Source organism: Bordetella saccharivorans, assembly GCF_045862855.1.
Lineage (GTDB): Bacteria > Pseudomonadota > Gammaproteobacteria > Burkholderiales > Burkholderiaceae_B > Bordetella_A > Bordetella_A petrii_F.
In genome coordinates, this window is sequence record NZ_BAAFZO010000001.1 from 3516237 (window position 1) to 3538803 (window position 22567).

Consider the following 22567-nt stretch of genomic DNA (forward strand, 5'->3'; position numbering starts at 1 on the left):
GGGCAGCCGCGTGCATGCCGGGATCATGGCATGGGGTGTCAGACACCTGGCGCGCTATTGGGGATGGCTAATCACCACTGCGTGCAAGACACAAGGTGTCTGACACCCCGCGAGCAGCCGCGTGCATGCCGCGATCGTGGCATGGGTGTCAGACACCTGGCCTATGAAGAAAGGTGCCTGACGCCTGGCCCGTCAATCATCCCACCGCTGGGCATTGCGCATTTCCAGCCACGCGCGGGTATCGTGCCGCAGCGCTTTCAGGCACTGCGCCAGGAAGCGGTGCACGGTCTCCAACTGCGTGGTGTCGAAGTTGCGCGCCAGCAGGGTGACTTCGCGGGCGATGGCTTGCCGTTCGGCCAGCAGCGGCCGGCACCGTTCCTGGACCGGCCGGATCACGATGACCCGGCGGTCCAGCGGATGCCGGCCGCGCGCGATGTAGCCGGCCGCTTCCAGCCGGTTGATCAGCGCCGTGGCGCCGCCGGGGCTGATGCCCATCAATTGCGCCAGTTGACCGGTGGGCAGCGACTCGAACTCCAGTACCAGGTCCAGCGCCTTGAGGTCGGCCAGCGCCATGTCCATCCTTTCCGCCAGCGCGGCCTGGCAGGCCGCGGTGTAGGCGGCGAATTGCCGTCCCAGCATCAGCGCGATGTCGTCGATCATGTCTGGCCGTGTCTCGTCGCTTTCCGAAACCGGTACGGAAGGACGGCTGAAGGGCACGACGGAATCCAGGTGTTGCAGCATGGGTTCACGCTCCGTTCACCGTCCGGCCGATCACTTGGCGCCGCCGTTCAGGCCGCCCAGCAATCCGCCGACCAGGCCGCCCAGCAGGCCGCCGTTGCCGGCGTTGTCGCCCAGGCCGCCGGTCAGTCCGCCGACCAGTCCCGTTACCGGCGCCAGCAGGCCGCCGCCATTGGCGCCACCGCCCGCGTCCCCGCCGCCAGCCAGCCCGCCCGTCAGGCCCGCCACCAGGCCTGTGGCCGGGGCCAGCAGGCCGTTGTTGGCGCCGGCGTTGCCGCCCAGGCCGCCGGTCAGCCCACCGACCAGGCCAGTCACAGGGGCGAGCGGGCCGCCATTGCCGGCGTTGCCGCCCAGGCCGCCAGTCAGGCCGCCAGTCAGCCCGTCGACCAGGCCGGTCACCGGAGCGAGCAGGCCGCCATTGGCGCCGCCGCCTCCCAATCCGCCGGTCAATCCGCCGACCAGGCCGGTCGCCGGGGCCAGCAGGCCGCCTTCGCCGGCCAGGCCGCCGGTCAGCGATGCGACGGCCGCGGTCGTGTGGCCCAGCGTGGCGCCCAGCGGGTTGGGGTTGCCGGGCCCATGCAGCACGCCGCCCAGGCTGGCCACGGCATTCCCCAGGTTATTGACCACGCCATTCAACGGCGTGCCTCCGGGCAGTTGGCCTTCGACGCCGGCCAGCGTGCCGCCGATGCTGGTCAACAGGCCGGCCACCGGCGCGCCCAGCCCGGTGGCCGCGCCTACTTGCTGGGTCACGTCCATCAGCTTGCCGGCCACCGGGCTGACGACGTTGTCGAGGCTGGCGCCGACGCCGCCCAGGGCGGGGTTCAGGCCCAGCGGCAGCACGTTGTCGACGGTCGTGCCGACATTGGCCAAGGCCGGCTCCAGCAGCGGCTGGCCGTCGCCCAGGCTGCCGGTCAAGTTGCCGACCAGGCCAGTGACAGGATTGAGCAGCCCGCCTTCGCCGGCCAGCGCGCCGGTCAGCGCGCCGACCGCGTTGGTGGCATTGCCCAGCACCGTGGTCAGCGGTTGGGGGTTGTCAGGGTTGGCGTTGAGCAGGCCGCCCACGCTGGCGACGGTGTCGCCCAGGCCGCTGACCAGGCCGCCTACGCCGGCGCCGAGCCCGCCGGGCAGGCCGGTGCCGGCGACGGTGTCGCCCAGGTTGCCGACCACGCCGCCCACTTGGGTGAGCACGCCGTCCACGGGGGCGCCCAGGCCGGTCGCGGCGCCGACTCGTTGAGTCAGGCCGGTGACCGTGCCGACTACCGGGGCGAGGGTGGGGTCGAGCGCCTCGCCGACGCCCGCCAGGGCCTTGCCCAGGTCGAGCGGTGCGACGTTGTCGACCGCCTTGCCAGTGTTGCCGAGCGTGGTTTCCAGCAGGCCGGGCGGCAGGGTCGCGGGCGTGTCGCCACCCCCTCCGCCGCCGCCACCACCGCCACCGTTTCCACCGCCGCCGACCCCCGGCGGGATGCCGGCGATCGCGTCGTCGCCGCCGCCACCGCCGCCGCAGGCGGCCAGCGCGGCTGACAGGGCAAGGACCAGGGCCGTCCGGGCCAGCAGATGGGGAACACGACGAATCTCGGAAGTTGTCGCAGGCATGATTGCACTCCTCTCAGTGGTCTATTCGGCGTCACATACGCCGGAATATCCCGCTTGAAGCACAATTCATGCCAAATTTTGAAACTGCCGGAAAAATCTTGTATTGCGACCCAGTGAAAAACCGAAAAGTCGTGCCGGATCAAAGGCTTGGTCGGATAACCCAGAATATCGCCCAGGCTCGACCATCGTGAATCTGGGATGGTCCCGAACCTGCGAACGTTACGAGTTCGCGGCCAAGTCACGTTACATGGGGGCCGATGTTACGTAACGCAGTCGGGCGCGGCGCGCCGCCCGCCGGCGCTCAGAAGGCGTCGTAGAACAGCGAATAGTTGGCGTTGAACCGCAGGTCGCGGTCGCCGTCATCGAGCCGGCGGGCGCCTACCGGCTTGGCCATGTTGACATCGAACAGGTAGTACTTGTCGTCGGTGAAGCGCATGCCCAGGCCGACCGAGGACAGGTGGCCGGGATTGTTCTCTTGTATGGCGCGGTTGTTGTACCAGGTGCGCGCATAGTCCACCACGGCGTAGGGTTGCACACTGTTCAGGTACTTCCAGCCTACCCCGAAGCGTCGATTGATTTCGGCCGACAGGCCCACTCCCTTGTCGCCGTTTTTCTCGCCTTGGGGGTAGCCCAGCGCATAACGCCAACTGCCGTACGACACTTGCTCCGAGCTGGGCAGTACGTCGTCGCTGTATTGCGCCGCGCCGCGCAATACCAGCCCGATCTCGCCGGGCAGCGTGAAGGTCTGCTTCAGGTCGAGGTTGTAGCGCGTGAAATTCAGGTCGACCTGGGCGACGCCGCTGTATCCGTAATTGGTATCGACGGTCTTGTCGGCGCCCAGGCTGTTGAACCCCTGCGATATCGCCAGGCCCGCCTCCGTCGAGCGGCTGGGCAGGATGTCGCGATAGCGCAGCTCCGCGGTCGCCGCCCGTACGTCGACATCTTGCTGCAGCCAGTAGTCGGTGCCGCGCAGCGTGTAGCGGTCGGTCGCGTCCACGGCGTACATGCCCGCAGAGGCTGTCAACGAACGGCGATTGTTCAGCAGCAACGGATAGCTCAGCCCCAGCGCCACGCGGTTGTTGGTCACTTCGCGGGCGTAGCCCAGCCGCTCGACCGCATCGTCCTGCGGCTGGGACCGGTAATGGTGCCCCTGGGCATACAAGGCCAGTCCGTCCGCGCCCAGCGGCACCGTGGCTTCGACGGCAATGTAGCGCACGTCATCGCTGTTGAGCGGCACGCTGCTGGTCAGCTTCACCTGCTCGCCCAGCGGCGTGAGGCTGTTGCCCGCGACATTCGCCAGGGGCTGCATGCCGGTGCCCAGATCCACCAGCCCGCCGTTGGCCGTGACCGGGCGCCGGGTGGCATCCAGCGCCAGTTCGGTCGCGCCGTCGGCGCGGCGCGGCAAGTCCAGGCTGGGCTGGAACCGCACGCCCGGCACGGCGCGCATCAGGTTCAGCACGCGTTCGAGCGTGGCCTGCGTGAGCGGCCGTTCCTGCAATAGCGGAGCGGCCAGGTCTTGCAGGCGGTCGCGCGCATTGCCGATGTCGCCATCGATGCGGACCTGGCCGACATAGCCTTCGACCACGGTGACCACCACCAGCCCGCCGGCGAACGACTGGTTTTGCAGCAGGGCGAACGACAGCGGGTAGCCGCGCGCGCGGTACAGCGCAGTGATCTTGTCCACTTCCTGCACCAGCGCGCCTACCGTGGTTTCCTTGCCTGCCAGGGGCGCCAGCAGATTCGAGATCTCATCGAAGGGCAGGGCGCGCACGCCGGAGACATCGAAGCTGCGCGGCACCAGCCGCTGGGCCAGCCGCGCCTGCACGGCGCGTTGCTCCGGCGTGGGCGCCTGCAGGGCGGGTTGCGGCCGGGGAGCGTCGCTGGCGGCGGGCGTCTGGATGCGGGGCAGCGCGTCGACCGGATTGCCGCGCAACGGTCCTTCAGCATGCGTCGGACCGGTCGCCATGGCGAGCAGCAAAGAGGAAGCCAGAACGCCTGTGCGCAAGGAAACAATCATGGGCAACGGTCCGCCGGAAACGAGGGGGGAAGCCGGCGTCCGGCAAGCCGGCCGCCGGATTGAAACAAAAAACTAATTCTTATTCTTAATGTTGCCACCGAACATCATAGATGCCGAATGCAACGTAATAAACGAACACAAAATTGAATCATTTGTGTAGTCTATATAGGCAATATTTGCCAATATGTAACGAATATTCGGCATTTTGTTGTTTATTTCCGATCTTATCTGCCGCTATTATGCATATAAGTTAGGATAGTTGGAAATATAAACATAAATTACGTAATAACCCTGATGTTCCTTCTTGGTTATTAGTTGAAACTATATTGAACGTTATGCAACTTCATTTGTTGCAATTGGTTGTCCTTTTTCATTGTGGAACTAGCCGCATGTCCCCTTCCTTGGTCCCGCCGCTGAGCGCGGGGGCTGCTGCCGATCGGAAGCTTTCATGACTCCTGGCGAAGTGGTCCCGCTGTCGTTCAGCGCGGGTCTGGTCATCCTGTCGTTCCTGACCGCCGCATATGGCGCCTATGTCGCATTGCGCGCCGCCGCGCAGATCCGCGCCGCCGCCGCCGATGGCGTGTCCTGGCTGCCCAGTGTGGGCATTGCCGCCGTATCGATGGGCGGCATCGGCATCTGGAGCATGCATTTCATCGGCATGCAGGCACAGGCCATGCCGTTCGAGGCGGGCTACCAGGTATGGCTGACGCTGCTGAGCTTCCTGCTGGCCGTGGCGTGTTCCGGCCTGGCGCTCTGGTACGTGGCCCGCGTCCGTTTCTCGGCGGCGCGCTGCCTGGCGGGCGGCATCATCGCCGGCCTGGGCATTGCCGCCATGCACTACGTGGGCATCGCCGCCATGCGCATGCCGGCCCTGTTCCTGTGGAGCCTGCCGCTGATCGTGCTGTCGGTGCTGGTCGCGGTGGCCGCGACCACCGCCGCGCTGTGGCTGGCCTTCAACGTGCAGACCGCCTGGCAGCGGGTCCTGGCCGCGGTGGTCATGGCCGCCGCCGTCTGCGGCATGCACTACACGGCTGCGGCGGCCGGCGTCATGGTGTGCACCGCGCCACGCGAATCCGGCGGCCTGCAGGTGGGCGGCGCCGCGCTGCCCTACGTGGTGTTCGCGCTGTCGATCGTCGCGCTGGCGCTGCTGCGCTGGCAGTTGCACCGCTCGTCCCTGCGCTTCCGCCAGAAGCTGGCGCGGCGCGTGGATGCGCTGATTGGATCTGGCGCCGTGGCGGCGGCGGGCGATGTGCCCGCCAGCCCGCCGGGGCGCGGATAGGGAGCCCGGCATTGCCGGGGTGGTAGGGGCGGCGCCGCATGGGGTGGCGCCGGCCGGGTAGTCGGTAGGCCTGGAGAGCGAAATGAAAGAGCAATTGATGCGGTTCTGGAACGATGAAGAGGGCGTGACGGCCCTGGAATACGCGATCGTCGCGGCGGTGCTGGTCGTGGCCGTGGGTGCGGCGATATGGGCGCTGGGGGACGATCTCAAGGCCTTCTTCGAAGGTATCGGCACCAAGCTGGACGACGCCGCCACCAAGCCGACGTGATGATCGCGACGTGGACGAAGTTGTGGCGGCGGCGTCGGGCGGCCCGGGAAACGGCCCGGCCGATCACCGCTGCGCGGGATGCGTGTGAAGCATGGAACTGTCCGCAGGGGTAGCGTTGTGGTGGCTGCTATTCACGTCCTGGAACCTGGCGCTGGCCCATGGCGACCTGCGTTACCGCAAGGTGTCCAACAGGCTCGTCGTGGGCGGGCTTTGCGGCGTGCTCCTGTGGGCGGGCGCCGCCGCGTGCGTCGCCGGCTGGCGCTATCCGCCGCTGTGGCCGGGCTGGCCGGCCGCCGCGGCCGGCTTCCTGGTGGCTGCGCCGTTCTTCCTGCTCTGGCAGCGTCGCTGGATGGGGGCGGGCGACGTCAAGGCGATCGCCGTCCTGGGGCTGGCGATGGGGCCGGCGCGCCTGGTGCTGGTGCTGGCGCTCGCCAGCCTGGCCGCCGGCGCGCATGCGCTGCTGTATCTGGCCGCGGCGCGCCGCTGGACGCCGCCGGCCCGGCTGCGCCAGGTGCCCTACGCGGCCTACTTGGCCCTGGGCGCGCTCAGCGCGGTGTTTATTCCCTTGAGTTCGGCCTGGTGTTTCTGGTGTTTTTCATGATCCTGTACGCGATCATCACCTATGGCCTGGTGTTCACCGCCCAGCAGTCGCTCGACCTGGCCGCGCAGGATGGCGCGCGCAAGGCGCTGCAGTGGCAGTCGGGCGAGGCGCACATGCTGGCCCGCGCCAATGCGGCGCGCGACGTCGCGCTGGAGCGCGCCGGCTGGATCGCCGCCATGTCGGCAGCGCCCCTGCAGGTCGCCGTGTGCGGCAGCGCCGGCGCATTGAGCGCCGCTGGCGGCGGGGCGTGCGGCGGCACCGTGCTGGAGGCGGACCAACTCGAAGTGCGTGTTTCCTATGCCTATGCAAGCCACCCCCTGGTCCCCGCGCTGCCGTGGATCGGCGCGGCCATGGTGCCGGACCTCCTGAGCGCCCGCGCCATCGTGCGGCTGGGGCAGTTGCACGCGACGGGAGGCCCCGCATGAGCACGCCTGTCCGGCGCATCGTGCCGATCGCCGCGACGCGCGGTCGCCAGCGCGGCGTGGCCGCCGTCGAATTCGCGCTGGTGGTGACCCTGACGCTGTTGTTGTTGCTGGCCGTGATCGGCTACGGGGCCTTGTTCTGGACCCAGCAGCAACTGTCGGCGGCAGCCGGCGAGGGCGCGCGCGCCGGCATGCTGGCGCGCTACGCGGGCCGCGCCGACGTACAGGACGCCGCCTGCGACGCGGCGCTGGGTGTCTTCGGCCCGGCCACGCAGGTGGACTGCAACCGCGCGGCAGGGCCGGCGCCGTGCGCCTGGGCGGGCGCGGGCGGCGCGGCGGTGGGCTGCGTCGACGTGGTGTTGCGCTACGACATGGCGCAGTGGCCGCTGCTGCGGTCCTTCCAGGGCCTGCTCGATCTGGCGACCGGCGGGGCGGCGAGCGGGCTGGTGCCCGTCGCGCTGACCGCCCGCGCCGTCATTCAAATCACACAGGAGCCGCTATGACCGGCGTCAGCAAGATTCTCGCCGCTGTGCTGCTGGCGGCAGGCGTGATGTTGGCATTTCTCGCCTACCACCTCGCCACGCGGCCCGCGCCTGTGGCCGCCGCCGTTTCGGCGGACGAGCCTGCCGCGCCGCCCCGGCCCGCGCCCGCCGCGCCGCAATACCCGGTCGTGCTGGCGGCGACCGCGATCGCGGCCGGCACGCGCCTGGAGCCGGCCATGCTGAAGGTCGAGCAATGGCCGGTCTCGCTCAGCCAGGGCTATGCCAGGCCCGAGGACCTGCTGGGCGAGGTGGCGCGGTTGGATATCGCGGCCGGGGAACCCGTCACCGGGCAGTCGCTGGCGCAGGGCCTGGCGCGCCAGCTGCAGGCCGGCGAGCGCGCCGTGGCGGTGCCAGTCGACGAGATCGTCGGCGCCGGCAACCGCGTCATGCCGGGCGACATGGTCGACGTGTTCTTCGCGCTCGAGAAGAACCAGGAAGTGCAGGGCACCCAGGTCCGCCTGTTGCAGTCGCGCGTGCGTGTGCTGGCGTACGGCATGCAGTCGATCGACGGCCCCCCGGTCGCCTCGGACAAGCCGGCCGTGCAGCGCGGCGGCGTCTCGCAGCCGGCCCGTTCGGCCCTGCTGGCAGTGCCGGTGGAGCGCGTCAACGAGCTGCTGTTGGCCAGTCGCTCGGGCCATCTGCAACTGGCCTTGCGCGCGCCGGACGATGACAGTCTGCCGGACCGCGACCTGTTCCTGCCGCGCCAACCCGTGATGACGGCGCGCGGCGGGTTGAGCGCCGCGCAGCTCGAGGCGCTCCAGACGGGGCCGAACCGCGCCTATGCGGGCGACAGCCTGGCGCAGCTCGACGGCCCGGCCCCGGAACCCGTCAAGCGCGCCGCGGCGCGCGCGGCGAGCGCGGGCGGGCGCAGCATCGAGATCCTGCGCGGCGACAGCGCGCAGCACGTGCGCTATTGATCCGGCCATCCAAACTCAGGCTACCGCCCATTTTCCTTTTCCTTCAATGTCGATTCGGATGAACTCCAGAATGCGCGCCTCCCTGATTTGTTTTGCACTGGCGCTGGCCGGTGTCTGCCACGGCGCGCCGGCGGCTGGCCAGGACCGCGCCGCCGCGCCGGCGGCCGCGCGGGACATCAGCCTGCCGGTCAAGGGCCAGCATTTGTTGCCGCTGCCCGGCGCGCCGACGCGCATCGCCGTGGCCGATCCCGCGGTGGCCGACGTGAAGATCCTGCCCGCGGCGGCTGGCCGGCCGGCCGCCGTGATGCTGATCGGCAAGCAGGCCGGCACCACCGAGGTCCAGGTATGGGCGCGCGGCAGCCGTACCCCCATGGCGTGGACGGTGCGCGTGGCCGGCGCGGTGCAGGCCGAACTGGCGCGGCGCGGCCTGGCCGGCGAGGCGCAAGTCGGCGTGGCCGGGGCGCATGCGGTGGTGTCGGGGCAGTCGCAGTCGGCGCTGGCGCACCAGAGCGCCGTGGCCGCCGCGGCGGCCGCCGTGGGCGAGCAGCAGCTGGTCGATGTGGCGACCGCCGGCACGGGCGGCGTGGTGCAGGTGGAGGTCAAGGTCGTCGAGCTGTCGCGTTCGGTGATGAAGCAGGTGGGCCTGTCGATGGCGGGCAGCGCCGGCGGCTGGGGCTTCGGCACGCGCACGGCGCCGGATGGGTTCAACGTGCCAGGGGCGATCGCCGGCCGCGGGTTGCTGGGCGAAGGTTTCAGCCTGCTGTTCGATTCGGACGACTTCGGCGCGACCCTGCGCCTGCTGCAGAGCAACGGCATGGCGCGCGTGCTGGCCGAACCCACGCTGGTGGCGCTGAGCGGCCAGAGCGCCAGCTTCCTGGCGGGCGGGGAAATCCCCGTGCCGGAGTCCGGCGGGCTGGGCACCCAGAATGTGGTGTTCAAGCCGTTCGGCATCGGCCTGACTGTCACGCCCACGGTCCTCTCGCGCGAGCGCATTGCGCTGAAGGTCGCGCCGGAAGCCAGCGAGCTCGACTATGTCAACGGCATTCCCATCGTCAACGGCGAGAACACCACGCTGATTCCCGCGCTGCGCACGCGCCGCGCCGACACCATGGTCGAACTGGGTGACGGCGAGAGTTTCGTCATCAGCGGCCTGGTGTCCCGCCAGACCAAGGCGTCGGTCAACAAGGTGCCGTTCCTGGGCGAACTGCCGATCATCGGCAGTTTCTTCCGCGGCATCGAATACTCGCAGGAAGAGCGCGAACTGGTCATCGTGGTCACGCCGCGCCTGGTGCGTCCCATCGCGCGCGGGGTGTCCCTGCCGCTGCCCGGCGAGCGCCAGGAGCAGGCCGACGGCCTGGCCAATGCCTGGGGTTATTACCTGATGGGGCCGGCCGGCGGCCAGCAATTGCCCGGTTTTTCACGGTGAACATCATGAAGGCGTATTCCACAGAACTTGCCGGGCTTCAGAGCGGTGTCCGGTTTCTCTTCTGCTCCAGGGGCGATGCCATCGCCGCGCAGCTGAGCCAGGCCCTGGGCCCCATCGGCGTGCTGACGCAGGAATCCCCCTCGCTCGAGCACCTGGCGCGGCGGCTGGCCGACATCGAGCCCAAAGTGATCTTTCTGGATTTCACGCTCAGCAGCAACGAGCCGGGCAAGCTGCTGCATTCGGCCGACCTGGCGCGCACGCTGGCGCGCGTCGCCCCGGACATCCCGCGCGTCGCGGTCGGGCTGCTGGGCCAGCCCGAAGGAGCCATTGCCGCGCTGCGCGCCGGCGTGACGGATTTCGTCGATCCGTCGGTCGCGCCGCACGAGGTGCGGGAGGTGGTGCAGCGGCTGCTCGACGTGCCGGCGTTCGGCGCGGGCGAGGCCGGTTCGCGCCGCGATGTGCTGCTGATCGGCGCGCGCGCCGGCGTCGGCACCAGTACGCTGGCCGCCCACTTGTCGGGCATTGCGCAGGAGCGCTACGCGCAGGTCCATGGCGCGTCGCCCGGCGCGGCGTCCGGCAAGCCGGCGGAACCGGGCGCCGCGCTGCCTCTGGCCGCGCGCGTAGCCTTGCTGGACCTCGGCTGGCCGATCGGCGATGCGCAGCTTTATGTCAACGTGGCGGGCGATTTCGATTTCGCCGAGGCGACGCGCAACCTGCAGCGCCTCGACGCGACCTTGCTGGGCTCGGCCATGGCGCGGACGCGCGAAGGGCTGGGCGTCATGGCCCTGCCGCGCGACCTGGCGCAGATGAACAACATATCGCCGTCCGATTCGCTGCTGGTCTTCGAGCGCCTGCGCCAGCACTTCGGCCTGCTGGTGACCGACACGGGCGGCTTTTCCAACATGGACTTCGTCGCCGGGCTGGCGCGCTCATCGCACACCATCTGGGTTGTCACCGACCAGAGCGTGAGCTCCCTGGTGGCGCTGTCCGGCGTGCTGCAGGACCTGGAGCGGCGCCACGTCGACCGGGCCGGCATCGGGCTGGTGGTGAACCGCTACGACGAACGCTACGGCATGACCGCCCAGCAGATCGCCGAGCGCTTCCGGCTGGAGCTGGTCGGCACGCTGCCGGACCGCACGCTGGCGCTGATGGTGTGCACCAACCAGGGCCGCCTGCTGCACCAGGATGCCGAGCGCGACGTCTATGTGCGGGGCGTGCAGGGCCTGATGGACAAACTGTGCAACGACACGCAGCAAGCCGCGGGACGCGGCAGCTGGCTGGCGACCTGGCTGCCCGGCGTGCACCGGCGCATGCTGGTCAGCAGCTGACCGGCGCCCGCGGCGCGCTCGCGCCGGCCGCGCGCCGGCGGGCTGAGTGAAACAGGACCCGACATGATCATGACAGCGACGATCCAATTCGGCCCGGATGGCGACAACAGCTTTGTCGGCTCCGCGCGCTACCAGGAAATCAAGACGGCGGCGTATGAGCACCTGCTCTCGCGCATCGAGGAGCTGGGCGCCGAATTCGGCCGCTGGGCCCGCGAGGCGATCCAGGACTTTGTCGATATCGAAGTCGCCAGCTTCGCGCGCACCCGGCGCGTGGCCATCAACGAGGGCGAGATGCGGCACATCGCCGCGGCGCTCACCAAGGAACTGGCCGGCCTCGGGCCGCTGGAAGACCTGCTGGCCGACCCGGCCGTCGAGGACATCCTGATCAACGGCCACGACAACGTGTTTGTCTCGCGCGGCGGCGTGCTGTCGCGCGAGACGCTGGGGTTCTCGGACAACCAGCACGTGCTGCGCATCGTGCGGCGCATCCTGGCGCCGATCGGGCGGCGGCTGGACGAGTCCAGCCCGATGGTGGATGCCCGCCTGCCCGACGGCGGGCGGCTGAACGTGGTGATCGAGCCGCTGGCGGTGGACGGGCCGATGGTGTCGATCCGCAAGTTCCGCAAAGATCCGCTCAAGCCGGCCGACTTGCTGACGCTGGGCACGTTCAATGAAGAAATCTACCGCCTGCTCAGCGCGGCGGTCGCCAACCGTTGCAACATCCTGGTGTCGGGCGGCACCAGCTCGGGCAAGACCTCGCTGCTCAATGCGCTCGCGTTTTTCATTCCGGGCGGCGAGCGGGTGGTCACCGTGGAGGATACGGCCGAACTGTCGCTGAACCATCCCCACGTGGTGCGGCTGGAGTCGCGCCAGGGCGGTTTCGACGGCAACGGCCTGGTCACTATCCGCGACCTGATCCGCAACAGCCTGCGCATGCGGCCCGACCGTGTCGTGGTGGGCGAAGTGCGGGGCGCCGAAGTGATGGACATGCTGCAGGCCATGAACACCGGCCACGAAGGCTCCATGGCCACCATCCACGCCAATTCGCCGCGCGAATGCCTGTACCGCATCGAGATGCTGGCCGGCTTTGCCGGTTTCCAGGGCAGCGAAGACAGCCTGCGCCGGCAGATTGCCAGCGCCCTCGACTTCATCGTGCAGATCGGCCGGCTGCCCAACGGCAAGCGGCGCGTGCTGTCGCTCACCGAGGTCACCGGCATGGGCGACAACGTCATCGCGACCCAGGAACTCTACCGGCACGAACTGTTCGTGGCGCCGGACGGCGAGGAGAAGGACAACTGGCAGTGGCTGGGCGTGCACCCGCATACGCCGAAACTGGCCAAGCTGCGCGACGAGCTGCGTGCCAGCGCGGCCGCCCAGGACGAGCCGTCCGGCGGCGGCTTCTGGGGGCGGAGGCGCTGATGGCGGCCGCATGGATGACCGCGCTGCTGGCCCTGGCTATGGTGCTGGGCGCGGCGCTGTTGTGGCGCCAGGCCGGCCGCGGCGCGCGGCGCCAGGCCAGCTCGGTGTTCCTGGAGCGCCAGCTCGCGCAGGGCCAGGCTGGCGCCGCGCCGGCCGCCCACGATCCGCGCGGCGCGCGCCGCGCGACGTTCAGCAGCGGCGTGGCGCGCTGGGACACGCTGCTGCGCTGCGCCGGCATCCGGCAGACGGCCGGCCTGTATGCCGGCGCGGCCGGCATACAGGCGCTGGGCGTGGCGCTGGCCGCGCTGCTGGGCGGCATGGTGTCGGCGGGCGCGGCCGGCGTCATGTTGCTGGTGGCGATGTATTTCTTCATCTGGCTGCGCGCCGACCGCCGCCGTGCGCGCATGTTCGATCAATTGCCCGAGATGTTGGACAACATGGTGCGGCTGATCACCATCGGCAACAGCATGGCAGCGGCGTTCCAGGCGGCCGCCGCCAACACGGGCGAGCCGCTGCGCGAAGTGGTCGAGCGGGCCGCGCACCTGAGCCGCTCGAGCCAGGAACTGGACGCCGCGCTGGCGCAAGTGGCGCGCCAGTACGACTTTGAAGAGCTGCGCCTGCTGGCGGCGGTGGTGCGGGTCGCCCAGCGGTTCGGCGGGCGCAGCGACGTGGTGCTCGAGCGCATGGCCGAGTTCATGCGCGACGTGGCGCAGGCGCGCTGCGAACTGGCGGCATCCTCGGCCGAGATCCGCCTGTCGGCCTGGGTTCTGGCGCTGCTGCCGCTGGGCATTGCCTGCTACATCATGCTGACCAATAACGCCATGTTCATGACCATGTGGGACGACCCGCTGGGCTTCAAGCTGCTGATGGCCGGCCTGGCCCTGCAGCTGCTCGGCTCGTACTGGTTGTACCGCATGACCAAGTCGATATGAGGGCGGCGCCATGAACATCCTGAACGCCGCCAACCCCTCCGCGCTGCTCGCCGCCGGCGTGCTGCTGATCGCGCTGGCGCTGCTGGTCGCCGGCCTGGGGATGGTGTTGCGGCTGCGTGGGCAGTCGCGGACCCTGCGGGTGGTGGACCAGGCGTTGGCCGCGCGCGCCGGCGCCGCCGGGCCGGACGGTCCCGCGCCGTCCGGAGCCGCCGGCCGCATGGGCGCGCTGGCGCAGGGAGCCGATGCACTCGGCCGGCGCCTGGGCCAGGGCCGCTTCGCCGAAGCGCTATTGCCCGCCGAAGACAGCAAGTTGCTCGAGCTGGCCGGGTACCGCGATGTCGGCCGCGCGCGGGCGCGCTATGTCGCGCTGCGCTTCGCGCTGGCGGCGGGCCTGCCCCTGGCCGCGCTGCTGCTGCGCAGCGCCTGGCTGGGGCCGGGTTCCATGGTCGCCACGCTGTCGACCGTGTTCATCGGCTTCGCCGCGGGCTATCTGCTTCCCAAGGCGCTGCTTGCGCGCCGCGTCGCCGCGCGCAAGAAACAGGCCGCCAACGAGCTGCCGCTGCTGATTGACCTGTTGCGGCTGCTGCAAGGGGTGGGTCTGTCGGTGGACCAGAGCCTGCATGTCATCGTCAACGATTTCTCGCCGGTGCTGCCGGTGCTGGGGCATGAACTGGCCGTGGCCACGACCATCTACTCGCGCGGCCGCACGCGCGAACAGTCGCTGGCGCGGCTGTCGCAGGATTTCGACGAGGACGACCTGGCGGCAGTGTGCCGGTTGATCGTGCAGGTGGACCGCCATGGCGGCGCGGTGCAGGAACCGCTGAACCGCTTCGCGCAGCGCGTGCGCGATCGGCGCCGCTTCGAGCTGCGCGAGAAAATCGGCCGGCTCACCGTGAAGATGACCGGGGTCATGATCATGACCCTGTTGCCGGCCTTGCTGATCGTGACCGGCGGCATGGGTGTCCTGTCGGTCATGCGCGGCCTGTCGCGCATCGCGGGAGGAATGTGATGAAACTTCAATGGCGGCTGGCGCTGTTGCCCTGCGCCGCGGCGCTGGCGGGCTGCCAGGGCGGCGGCGCGCAGACGGCCTGGGCCCTGATGCAGCAGCAGCAACAAGAGCAGGCGCTCATGCGGCAGGCGGAAGACCAGGCCCAGGCCGGCGCTCAGCCCTCCGAGCCCGGCCTGACGCTGGCCATGATCCGCGCCACGCAGGCGCAGGGGCGCTACTTCGCCGCGCTGGCCTACATCGACGCCTACCGGCAACGCTTCGGCGCCAACGATGAATTGGCCGCGCTGCAGGCCGACGCGCTGCGCCGCACCGGCCAGGAGGCGCAGAGCGAGGCCGCCTACCGCAAGCTGCTGGGCGGCAGCCAGGCCGCGCTCGGCTGGCACGGCCTGGGCCTGTTGGCAGGCGCCCGCGGCGACTATGAGCAGGCCGCCCGGGACCTGGAGCGCGCGGTCCGGCTCGCGCCCACCGATCCCCAGATGCTCGGCGATCTCGGCTACGCGCGTCTGCGCGCCGGCGACAGCGCGGGCGCGCGCGTGCCGCTGGGCCAGGCCGCCGAGCTGGACCCGGGCAATGCCAGGGCGCTGGCCAACCTGGCATTGCTGCTGCTGGTCGAAGGCAAGGCCGCGCAGGCGCAGCAATTGATGGAGCGCGCCAAGCTGGGACCGGAGGCCCGCAGCCAGGTGTTCGAGTTGGCCAGCCAGATAAGCGCCCGGCGCGACGATGCGCCGCGCAGCGGCGTGGTGCGGCCGGTCGCGCAGGTGTCCAGCGGCCGCGATGTGGTGATGCCGATGTTGCAGCCGACCATGGACCGCATGCTCAACCCGCCGCTGTCCCAATGACGGCCGCGTCCCTCAAACTCCGACTACTCGAAGAGGCAACCATGCTCCGACATTTCCCGCGTTTCCTGGTCCTGTCCGTGGCGCTGCCCTGGGCGGCGTGCGCCCAGACGAACGCGCCGCTGACCGGAGCGCCGGCCCCGCAGCCGGCGGCCGCGACGCCTGCGGCCGCCGCGCAGCCGATGCCGGACCGGCCGGTAGTGCGGCAAGTGCAGACGCCCATGCCGGCCGCGCCCGCCGCCCCGCAGCAGGCCGCCCGCCACACTGCGGTCGGCGACGTTACGCGCGCGCTGCTGGCGGCCCAGGCCGACGGGCGCCGCGCCGGCGCTGCCTTGCCGATCCTGGGGCCGGTTGCCACCGCATCCTGGCATCGCTACCTGGAGAGCTTCCGCCAACCCATTCCGGAATGGTTCAGCGAGAAGGTCAAGATCGAAGGGCAATAGGGCGGCGTCACTCATGAACCGGCTACCCCGTGTGTCGCCGCGTCCGCTGCCAGGCCAGCGCGGCTCCATCACTGTCATGGCGGTGTTTGCCGTGCTGATCGGCATGGCGGTGCTGCTGTCGGCGCAGGTCGGCTATCTGTTCTACATGAAGCGCGAACTGCAGAAGGCCGCCGACCTGGCCGCGCTGTCGGCCGTGCAAGTGCTGGCGCCCGGCGGCAGCCCGACGGACTGCGCGGCGGGCTCGCCCGTGCACGCGGCCGCGCAGGCCAGCGCCATTGCCAATGTGCCGGGTTTCGTCGACGCCGTCGCGGCGGCCGACATCATCGTCGACTGCAAATTCTGGGATCCGACCCGCGCCGACGCGACGGGCATGCATTTGTTCGATCCCGCCGCCGGCGGCCGCGCCAACGCCGTGCGGGTGCGCATCGACAAAACGCTCAGCGCGCTGATCCCCAGCGTGATCAGCGGCTGGGCCGGCGGTACGCGCGCCAGTGTCGTGGCGGTCGCCGCCACCACTGCCCCGACCGCCGCCTTCAGCGTCGAATCGCGCTTGCTGCGGCTGGCCTCGGACGGCTTGCTCGCCAAGCTGCTGGCCTCGCTGGGCGCGACGCCAGGCCAGCTCGCCGTGCTGGATTCGGCCGGCCTCGTCAACCTGGACATCACGCCGTCGGGCCTGCTGCAGCAACTGGGCCTGCCGCTGACCTTGCTGTCGGGTATCGGCACGCCGGAGCAACTGGCCGCCCTGGATGCGGTGTCGCTGGGCGACCTGCTCAACGCCACGCTGGCGCTGGTGCAGCGTACCCACGGCACGGCGCAGGCGCAGATCGGCCTGCTGTCCGACGTCATCCAGGTACTGCTGGACGTGGCGCCGCTGGACATTCCCATCAAGCTGTTCGGCGACGGCGGCGTGCTCGACGCCGCGCTGGCCACCGACGCGCAGTCGGCCCTGCTGGCCGACGTCAAGGTCATGGACCTGCTGCAGACCAGCCTGGTGATCGCCAACGGCGACAACCTGATCAACCTGGGGTTGGATGTGCCGCTGCTGGGCGTGCAGAGCCGGGTGCGCGTGGTAGAGCCGCCCTCGATCGCGGTGGGCGGGGTCGGCACGCGCGCCAGCACCGCGGGCGTGCGCGTCTACCTGCGCCTGAGGACCGACGACATTCCCGTGGTGGGACCACTGCTGAGCACCCTGGGCACCCGCGTGGACCTGCCGCTGATCATCGAGGCCGGGCAGGCTGACGCGACCCTGGCCGCGCTGTGCGAGGCGCCCCTGACGCCGCGGCAGGCCCGCTTCGAGGTGCGCTCGTCGGTGGCCAATGTCTGCCTGGGCGGCTTCCCGGCCATGGATCCGGCCAATGCCGAGTCGTTTTTTTCGCGCGCCAACGCCTGTGTGGAAAGCGGGTTCGTCGACGTGGGGCGCCACCAGGTATTGAACGTGCTGGGCATCCTGCCGGTCACCAGTCGGGTGACCTTGCCCGTCTTTCGCGCCGGCGACCCGCTGTCGGTGACGCTGACCGAGCCGCCTTCGGACGAGGCCAGCAAGACGGTCCAGGCCACCGACCTGAACCTGGCGGCATTGACCGCGGATGTCGCAGATGCCGTGATCGGCGGCATCCTGGGCGACCTGCTCACCAACGGCGCTGTGTTGACCGCGGCGCAGCGCAAGGAGCTGGCCGCGCAACTGGTGGGGCCGTCGCAGCACGGCCGCTCGATCACGGAAGTGGTCAATGAGTTGCAATGGTCCGGCGCCGCCATGGACCGGCTGGGCCAGCGCATGCGCCAGGGCGGCCTGACCGGCGTGCTGGGCGGCACGCTGCAGGTGGTCGGCAATGTGCTGGGCTCGCTGTTGTCGCCGGTGCTGGATATCGCCTGCGGCGTGGGCGGCTTGTTCGGCAGCATCAAGGAATGCCGCATCAACACGGTGGCCGACCTGGCCCTGAGCGGCGGCAATGCCCTCAGCAGCCTGGCCAGCATCGTCGTGGCGCTGCTCGAGCCGCTGCTGTCGCCGCTGTCGATGCTGCTGCAGCAATTGCTCAACCTGCTCGGCCTGAACCTGGGCGAGACCGACGTATCCCTGTTGTCCGTGGATTGTGGCAAGCCGCGGCTGGTGTATTGACATGAACATGCAGAATTCCTGGTGGCCGCCAGCGGGCGGCGCGGGCCATGCGTAGCAAGCCTATCCGCGACGACTTCGACCTCTATGTCTGGGAGGGCGCTTCCGACATCGCTGCGCGCGCCGAGCGCTGCCTGGCGGGCATGGACGTCACCGTGGTGCGCGCCGACGCCGCTACCGCCTTCCCGCCGCCGCGCGACATGGCGCGCGCGGCGATCGCCCTGGTGTCGGTGTCCGTCATGGGCGACAAGCGCTTCAGCGGCTACGACTGGCTGGCGGCGCAGGGCATGCCGGTGGTCTGGGTGGCGGCCGAGCCGCGCGGCGCCGATCCACGCTTTTATCCGCCGGCGTATTCGTACATCCTGCCGCCGGCCTTCACCGCGGCCGAGCTGCGCCGGCAACTGGTCGAACTGCTGGGTTCGCTGGACGGCGCGGACCGCCGGGCGGCCCGCCGCGAGCAGCCGTTCGTGGCCGTATCGGAGCCCATGCGCGCCTTGCTGGCCGAAGCCCGCATGTTCGCCGATTGCCGCAGCAATGTGCTTATCCACGGCCAGACCGGCGTGGGCAAGGAGCGCGTGGCGCGCCTGCTGCACGAGTGCGCCGCCTGGGCCGACGGGCCGTTTATAGCGGTCAATTGCGGCGCCATCCCCGAGGGGCTGTTCGAGGCGCATTTCTTCGGCCATGCCAAGGGCGCTTTCACCGGCGCGGTCGGCGCGCACAAGGGCTACTTCGAGCAGGCCGACGGCGGCACGCTGTTCCTCGACGAGATCGGCGACCTGCCGCTGTACCAGCAGGTCAAGCTGCTGCGCGTGCTCGAGCAGAACGCCGTGACCCGGCTCGGCTCGACGGTCGAGGTGCCGGTCGATTTCCGCCTGGTGGCGGCCACCAACAAAGACTTGCGCGCGCTGTGCGCGCAGGATGAATTCCGCTCCGATCTCTACTACCGGCTGGCGGTCATCGAGTTGTACATCCCCAGCCTGCAGGAACGTGGCTCCGAGGAAAAAATCGCCATCTTCCGCGCGCTGCTGGAGCGGCACGGCCTGGACGCGGACGATCCGCCGCCCGGCTGGCTGCTCGAGCGGGTGGCCTGCACCGTCTATCCCGGCAACGTGCGTGAACTGGCCAACGTGGTCGAGCGCGTGGCGATCGTGCGCCGCCAGTTCCAGGAATGGGACCGGCCGCGCATCGAGCAGGTATTCGACCGGCTGGGCGCCGGCCCGGCGCTCGCCGCCGCGCCGGCGGCGGATGCGGCTGACGCCTGGTCCGATGCCGAGCGGACCGAGCGCAACCGCATCCTGGCGGCGCTCGAGGCGCACGGCTGGCGGCGCCAGGACACGGCGCACTACCTGGGCATCAGCCGCAAAGTGTTGTGGGAAAAGATGCGCAAGCTGCGGCTGGGCAGCAGCCAGGGCGAGCCGGCCGAGGGACTGGCGGAACCGCTCTAGCGGCCGGCGCGCCATCACGCTGGCCGTTCGAAAATTTAATTAATTGGTATAGTTTCGAAACAATCACTTGGGGAAGGCATGAGAGTCCATCATCTTCATCGCGCCGTGCGCCTGGCGGTGCTGGGCGCGGCGCTATCCGGCCTGGCGGCCTGCGCCAGCGCTCAGCAGTCCGAAGCCGCCCGGCCGCCCGTGCAGCAGGTCGAAAGCCGGCAGGCCGGCGATGCGCCGGTGACGCCCCCGGCGCCGGCGGCCAAGCCCAACTCCACGATCGCCGAATTGCAGGCCCTGATCCAGAATCGCCAAGTGTCGGAACTGCGCACCACCTACAACGGCACGTACGGCGCCAGCCTGCTGTTCAAGCCCGACGACCTCACGTATTACGCCGCTTTGTTCCAGCAGAAGGATTTCTGGCGCGTGGTGCAGACCAAGTCGGACAAGCAGGCCGAGGCGACCTACCGCGCTTTCGCCGAACAATCGGCCGAGCTGGCGGAGGTCGACATCAAGCGGATCAAGCTGCAGGCCGAATACGCGCATTCCGAGCGCCTGCTGGCCGACCGCAGCAATGAGCTGGCCACCCTGCAGGCCGACCAGTCGCTGCGGCGCCAGCAGGAACAACAAGTGGCCGCCCGCCAGGAACAGGCGCGCCAGCAGGCCGCGGCCCTGGCCCAGCAACAGCAGCAGATGCGCGCCGAACTGCAATCGATGCAGCGCCAGATCGACGCGCTGCAGGCACAGCAGGCCGCGCTCGAGCGCGGCGACGGCGCGGCGCCCCGCAAGGGCGCCGCCAAATGACGCCGGCCGGCGCTATTGCAGCCGGTCGTCGTCGAGGAAGTCGGGCAGCGCCATGACGTCGATGCCTTCTTCGCTGAGCGAGGCGCGTTCTTCGGGCGTGGCGGTGCCCCGGATGGGGCGGTCGTCGGCGTCGCCGGCATGGATGCGGCGGGCTTCCTCGGCGAAGCGCGGGCCGACGTTCTCGGTCTTGCGGATCATTTCGCGGATCTGGCGCAGCACGACCGCCTGCATGCGGGCCATGGCGGCCGGGTCGCCGCCCGCGGCGGGCTTGCCGCCGTCGGCGGGCGTGGCCGGCGCATGCAGGTGGGCCACGTTCAGGTGCGGCGCCGACAGCCGCTTGGTCACCTTGGCCGACGCGCAGACCGGGCACGTGACCAGCCCGCGCGCCTGCTGCGCGTCATAGTCTTCGTGCGAACCGAACCAGCCTTCGAAAAGGTGGTCCTGGTCGCATTGCAGGTCGAATACTTTGAGTGCCATGATGGAAATATGGAGGCGCCAGCCTGGGAAAACAAGCTTTTTCCGGCCGGCGGCCGGCCAGGTGTGGCGCCGCAGCAATAACGGCGCCTTGCGGCGCCGTCACGGTAGTGCCGATAGCGGCGTGCCCGCCGCCGACGCTCAGTTCACGCGGCTGCGGTATTCGTTGGTGCGCGTGTCGATTTCGATCTTGTCGCCGATTTCGCAGAACAGCGGCACGTTCAGTTCGAAGCCGGTGTTGATCTTGGCCGGCTTGAGCACCTTGCCCGAGGTGTCGCCGCGCACGGCGGGCTCGGTGTAGGTGATCTCGCGCACCAGGATGGTGGGCAGCTCGACCGAGATGGCGCGGCCTTCGTAGAACACCACTTCGACTGGCATGGCTTCTTCGAGGTAGTTCAGGGCGTCGCCCATGCTCTCGGCTTCGATCTCGTACTGGTTGTACTCTTCATCCATGAAGACGTACATGGGATCGGCGAAGTACGAATAGGTGCATTCCTTGCGGTCCAGCACCACGACGTCGAACTTCTCGTCGGCCTTGTAGACCGATTCGCTGCCCGAGGCGGTGAGCAGGTTCTTGAATTTCAGCTTGACGACGGCCGCGTTGCGGCCCGACTTGTTGTATTCGGCCTTCTGGACGACGAGGGGATCCTTGCCGACCATGACCACGTTGCCGACTCGCAATTCCTGAGCGGTTTTCATCGATTAAAAAACTCCGGGTGATATAGCGCGCTCGCCGTGCTTGCGCGCAGGTGCCGGCATGGCGGGCCCGCGTGCCCCGGGAGGCTGTCAAAGTCGAGGCCTGGCTCGCCGCAACATGCGCGGGCAAAGGAACTCGGAAAACTCTCTATTCTAGCGTTTCTTGGATAATTCTGCGGAAAAATCGGCCAAGGTGTCCCCTAAATCGGGGCGGGCGGCCTGCGCCGCGTCCCAGGCGCGGGCGGCATCCTGCCAGGCCACCCAGGCCGACGCCTGGAGCGCCGCCGGCAGGGCCGCCGCCGTGGCGGCGGCGGCCCCGGCCGGCGCATTCCAGGCGCGGATCAGCGCCTCGGCCTGCGGCGGCGCCGGATAGCGCGCCAGCCAGGCGTCGAGCTTGTCCAGGTGCACGTTCTCGTCCTGCGGATAGATCTGCCAGACCAGCGGCCGGGCCGCCCAGGCGGCCCGCACGAAGGAGTCCTCGCCGCGCACGAAGTTCAGGTCGGCGCACCACAGCAGCCGGTCGAACTCGGGTTGCGGCACGAAGGGCACGCGCGCCATCCACAGGCGGTTGCCGGCTGGCAGGTCCTGCTCCAGGCCGGCCGCCACCCCTTCCGGCGCCAATAGCAGGGTGGGGCGTTCGTCGCGCGCCAGCGCCGCGCACAGCGCCGGCGCCGGCGCGTGCGGGTAGCAGAACAGCGTGGCCAGCCGGGCGCCAGCCTGCCAATGGGCCAGCGCCGCAGGCGCCAGCCCCAGGCCGCGCAGGAAGTCGCGCTGGGCGCCGCGCGATGCCTGCAGCGCGTCGCGCTCGGCGCTCAGGCCGGGTTCGCGCAGCAGCCCCCCGGTGGCGGCCGTGAAACCGGGGAAGAAAAAGTGCTTGACCAGGCCGTCGGGCCGCTGCGACGGCAAGCCGTGGCAGCTTTCCACCCAGGGTTCGGCGCTGAGGTATTCGAGGTTGATCCAGACCGGCTGCGCGGTGCGCATGGCCTGGATGAAATCGGCCGGCGGATCGCAGGCGAACGCTTCGATGACCACGTCGCCCGGCGCCAGGTCGGGCTGCGGCGCGGCGGTCCAGTGGATGATGTCGATACCGCCGTGCGCCTGCCGCGCGGCGTCGTCCCGGATGCCGGGCTGGATGCGGGCGAAGGCCCGCAGGTCGTCGACCCATAGGCGCACCCGCCAGCCCCGCCCGTGCGCCAGCCGTCGCGCCAGGCGCCAGCAGACGCCGATGTCGCCGTAGTTGTCGACCACGCGGCAGAAAATGTCGGCCCGCATGGTTG

22 protein-coding genes are annotated in these 22567 nt (G+C 69.8%); 16 read left to right on the top strand and 6 right to left on the bottom strand.

Annotated features, from left to right (window positions below; all coding sequences use genetic code 11):
• Positions 1-192 precede the first annotated feature (192 nt).
• The 3 genes from ACKTT0_RS16770 to ACKTT0_RS16780 all read right to left on the bottom strand — a co-directional run bounded on the left by ACKTT0_RS16770 (position 193) and on the right by ACKTT0_RS16780 (position 4297).
• The gene (locus ACKTT0_RS16770) at positions 193-741 is read right to left on the bottom strand and encodes a MarR family winged helix-turn-helix transcriptional regulator (RefSeq protein WP_407850945.1); all 549 of its coding nucleotides are present in this window, start codon (positions 739-741) and stop codon (positions 193-195) included.
• Between the two features lie 30 nt (positions 742-771).
• The gene (locus ACKTT0_RS16775; RefSeq protein ID WP_407850946.1) at positions 772-2331 is read right to left on the bottom strand and encodes a collagen-like triple helix repeat-containing protein; all 1560 of its coding nucleotides are present in this window, start codon (positions 2329-2331) and stop codon (positions 772-774) included.
• 301 nt (positions 2332-2632) lie between these two features.
• Positions 2633-4297 (bottom strand): ShlB/FhaC/HecB family hemolysin secretion/activation protein, encoded by a 1665-nt coding sequence (locus tag ACKTT0_RS16780; protein ID WP_407852447.1) that lies wholly within the window; start codon positions 4295-4297, stop codon positions 2633-2635.
• 499 nt (positions 4298-4796) lie between these two features.
• Here ACKTT0_RS16780 and ACKTT0_RS16785 point away from each other — a divergent pair, with 499 nt between their 5' ends.
• From ACKTT0_RS16785 to ACKTT0_RS16860, 16 genes are all read left to right on the top strand, one after another.
• Positions 4797-5627: an MHYT domain-containing protein gene (locus ACKTT0_RS16785; RefSeq protein WP_407850947.1), complete on the top strand. Its 831-nt coding sequence runs from the start codon at positions 4797-4799 to the stop codon at positions 5625-5627.
• An 82-nt stretch (positions 5628-5709) separates the two neighbouring features.
• On the top strand, positions 5710-5895 hold the full coding sequence (locus tag ACKTT0_RS16790) for a Flp family type IVb pilin (RefSeq protein WP_407850948.1): 186 nt from the start codon (positions 5710-5712) through the stop codon (positions 5893-5895).
• 91 nt (positions 5896-5986) lie between these two features.
• Positions 5987-6496 carry a prepilin peptidase gene (locus ACKTT0_RS16795; protein WP_407850949.1) on the top strand — a complete coding sequence of 170 codons (510 nt, stop codon included), beginning with the start codon at positions 5987-5989 and terminating at the stop codon, positions 6494-6496.
• Positions 6493-6921 (top strand): TadE/TadG family type IV pilus assembly protein, encoded by a 429-nt coding sequence (locus ACKTT0_RS16800; protein WP_407850950.1) that lies wholly within the window; start codon positions 6493-6495, stop codon positions 6919-6921. The genes ACKTT0_RS16795 and ACKTT0_RS16800 overlap by 4 nt, the downstream gene beginning before the upstream one ends.
• Positions 6918-7421 carry a TadE/TadG family type IV pilus assembly protein gene (locus ACKTT0_RS16805; RefSeq protein ID WP_407850951.1) on the top strand — a complete coding sequence of 168 codons (504 nt, stop codon included), beginning with the start codon at positions 6918-6920 and terminating at the stop codon, positions 7419-7421. The genes ACKTT0_RS16800 and ACKTT0_RS16805 overlap by 4 nt, the downstream gene beginning before the upstream one ends.
• Positions 7418-8377, top strand: coding sequence for a Flp pilus assembly protein CpaB (cpaB, locus tag ACKTT0_RS16810; RefSeq protein WP_407850952.1), 960 nt, complete (start codon positions 7418-7420; stop codon positions 8375-8377). The genes ACKTT0_RS16805 and cpaB overlap by 4 nt, the downstream gene beginning before the upstream one ends.
• A 70-nt stretch (positions 8378-8447) precedes the next feature.
• Entirely contained in the window at positions 8448-9803 is a 1356-nt protein-coding gene (locus ACKTT0_RS16815; protein ID WP_407850953.1) for a type II and III secretion system protein family protein, read from the top strand.
• Positions 9800-11131, top strand: coding sequence for a pilus assembly protein CpaE (locus ACKTT0_RS16820; protein ID WP_407850954.1), 1332 nt, complete (start codon positions 9800-9802; stop codon positions 11129-11131). Before ACKTT0_RS16815 ends, ACKTT0_RS16820 begins: the two co-directional genes overlap by 4 nt.
• Positions 11132-11194: 63 nt before the next feature.
• Positions 11195-12550 (top strand): TadA family conjugal transfer-associated ATPase, encoded by a 1356-nt coding sequence (locus ACKTT0_RS16825; protein WP_407850955.1) that lies wholly within the window; start codon positions 11195-11197, stop codon positions 12548-12550.
• Entirely contained in the window at positions 12550-13482 is a 933-nt protein-coding gene (locus ACKTT0_RS16830) for a type II secretion system F family protein (protein ID WP_407850956.1), read from the top strand. The genes ACKTT0_RS16825 and ACKTT0_RS16830 overlap by 1 nt, the downstream gene beginning before the upstream one ends.
• Positions 13483-13492: 10 nt before the next feature.
• Complete coding sequence (locus tag ACKTT0_RS16835) at positions 13493-14491, top strand: type II secretion system F family protein (protein WP_407850957.1); 999 nt, start codon at positions 13493-13495, stop codon at positions 14489-14491.
• On the top strand, positions 14491-15330 hold the full coding sequence (locus ACKTT0_RS16840; protein ID WP_407850958.1) for a tetratricopeptide repeat protein: 840 nt from the start codon (positions 14491-14493) through the stop codon (positions 15328-15330). The genes ACKTT0_RS16835 and ACKTT0_RS16840 overlap by 1 nt, the downstream gene beginning before the upstream one ends.
• 41 nt (positions 15331-15371) lie before the next feature.
• The gene (locus ACKTT0_RS16845) at positions 15372-15770 is read left to right on the top strand and encodes a DUF3613 domain-containing protein (RefSeq protein WP_407850959.1); all 399 of its coding nucleotides are present in this window, start codon (positions 15372-15374) and stop codon (positions 15768-15770) included.
• A gap of 13 nt (positions 15771-15783) precedes the next feature.
• Positions 15784-17886: a pilus assembly protein TadG-related protein gene (locus ACKTT0_RS16850; protein ID WP_407850960.1), complete on the top strand. Its 2103-nt coding sequence runs from the start codon at positions 15784-15786 to the stop codon at positions 17884-17886.
• Positions 17887-17933: 47 nt separating this feature from the next.
• Positions 17934-19328 carry a sigma 54-interacting transcriptional regulator gene (locus tag ACKTT0_RS16855; RefSeq protein WP_407850961.1) on the top strand — a complete coding sequence of 465 codons (1395 nt, stop codon included), beginning with the start codon at positions 17934-17936 and terminating at the stop codon, positions 19326-19328.
• 78 nt (positions 19329-19406) lie between these two features.
• Positions 19407-20120, top strand: a complete 714-nt coding sequence (locus ACKTT0_RS16860; protein WP_407850962.1) for a DUF2968 domain-containing protein — start codon at positions 19407-19409, stop codon at positions 20118-20120.
• Between the two features lie 12 nt (positions 20121-20132).
• On the opposite strand, the gene ACKTT0_RS16865 is transcribed toward ACKTT0_RS16860, so the two are convergent.
• The 3 genes from ACKTT0_RS16865 to earP all read right to left on the bottom strand — a co-directional run bounded on the left by ACKTT0_RS16865 (position 20133) and on the right by earP (position 22562).
• A complete protein-coding gene (locus ACKTT0_RS16865; RefSeq protein WP_407850963.1) occupies positions 20133-20597 on the bottom strand; it encodes a DUF1178 family protein in 465 nt (154 codons plus the stop codon).
• Positions 20598-20735: 138 nt separating this feature from the next.
• A complete protein-coding gene (efp, locus tag ACKTT0_RS16870) occupies positions 20736-21293 on the bottom strand; it encodes an elongation factor P (protein WP_028353573.1) in 558 nt (185 codons plus the stop codon).
• Positions 21294-21443: 150 nt separating this feature from the next.
• On the bottom strand, positions 21444-22562 hold the full coding sequence (gene earP / locus ACKTT0_RS16875) for an elongation factor P maturation arginine rhamnosyltransferase EarP (RefSeq protein ID WP_407850964.1): 1119 nt from the start codon (positions 22560-22562) through the stop codon (positions 21444-21446).
• Positions 22563-22567: the final 5 nt, after the last annotated feature.

Coding starts and splice junctions, on each gene's coding strand:
- ACKTT0_RS16840 (WP_407850958.1), top strand. CDS start 14,491: ATGAAACTTCAATGGCGGCTGGCGCTGTTGCCCTGCGCCGCGGCGCTG.
- ACKTT0_RS16825 (WP_407850955.1), top strand. CDS start 11,195: ATGATCATGACAGCGACGATCCAATTCGGCCCGGATGGCGACAACAGC.
- ACKTT0_RS16815 (WP_407850953.1), top strand. CDS start 8,448: ATGCGCGCCTCCCTGATTTGTTTTGCACTGGCGCTGGCCGGTGTCTGC.
- ACKTT0_RS16835 (WP_407850957.1), top strand. CDS start 13,493: ATGAACATCCTGAACGCCGCCAACCCCTCCGCGCTGCTCGCCGCCGGC.
- ACKTT0_RS16805 (WP_407850951.1), top strand. CDS start 6,918: ATGAGCACGCCTGTCCGGCGCATCGTGCCGATCGCCGCGACGCGCGGT.
- ACKTT0_RS16790 (WP_407850948.1), top strand. CDS start 5,710: ATGAAAGAGCAATTGATGCGGTTCTGGAACGATGAAGAGGGCGTGACG.
- efp (WP_028353573.1), bottom strand. CDS start 21,293: ATGAAAACCGCTCAGGAATTGCGAGTCGGCAACGTGGTCATGGTCGGC.
- ACKTT0_RS16800 (WP_407850950.1), top strand. CDS start 6,493: ATGATCCTGTACGCGATCATCACCTATGGCCTGGTGTTCACCGCCCAG.
- ACKTT0_RS16770 (WP_407850945.1), bottom strand. CDS start 741: ATGCTGCAACACCTGGATTCCGTCGTGCCCTTCAGCCGTCCTTCCGTA.
- ACKTT0_RS16795 (WP_407850949.1), top strand. CDS start 5,987: ATGGAACTGTCCGCAGGGGTAGCGTTGTGGTGGCTGCTATTCACGTCC.
- ACKTT0_RS16845 (WP_407850959.1), top strand. CDS start 15,372: ATGCTCCGACATTTCCCGCGTTTCCTGGTCCTGTCCGTGGCGCTGCCC.
- ACKTT0_RS16775 (WP_407850946.1), bottom strand. CDS start 2,331: ATGCCTGCGACAACTTCCGAGATTCGTCGTGTTCCCCATCTGCTGGCC.
- ACKTT0_RS16830 (WP_407850956.1), top strand. CDS start 12,550: ATGGCGGCCGCATGGATGACCGCGCTGCTGGCCCTGGCTATGGTGCTG.
- ACKTT0_RS16785 (WP_407850947.1), top strand. CDS start 4,797: ATGACTCCTGGCGAAGTGGTCCCGCTGTCGTTCAGCGCGGGTCTGGTC.
- ACKTT0_RS16860 (WP_407850962.1), top strand. CDS start 19,407: ATGAGAGTCCATCATCTTCATCGCGCCGTGCGCCTGGCGGTGCTGGGC.
- ACKTT0_RS16865 (WP_407850963.1), bottom strand. CDS start 20,597: ATGGCACTCAAAGTATTCGACCTGCAATGCGACCAGGACCACCTTTTC.
- ACKTT0_RS16850 (WP_407850960.1), top strand. CDS start 15,784: ATGAACCGGCTACCCCGTGTGTCGCCGCGTCCGCTGCCAGGCCAGCGC.
- ACKTT0_RS16780 (WP_407852447.1), bottom strand. CDS start 4,297: ATGGCGACCGGTCCGACGCATGCTGAAGGACCGTTGCGCGGCAATCCG.
- earP (WP_407850964.1), bottom strand. CDS start 22,562: ATGCGGGCCGACATTTTCTGCCGCGTGGTCGACAACTACGGCGACATC.
- cpaB (WP_407850952.1), top strand. CDS start 7,418: ATGACCGGCGTCAGCAAGATTCTCGCCGCTGTGCTGCTGGCGGCAGGC.
- ACKTT0_RS16855 (WP_407850961.1), top strand. CDS start 17,934: ATGCGTAGCAAGCCTATCCGCGACGACTTCGACCTCTATGTCTGGGAG.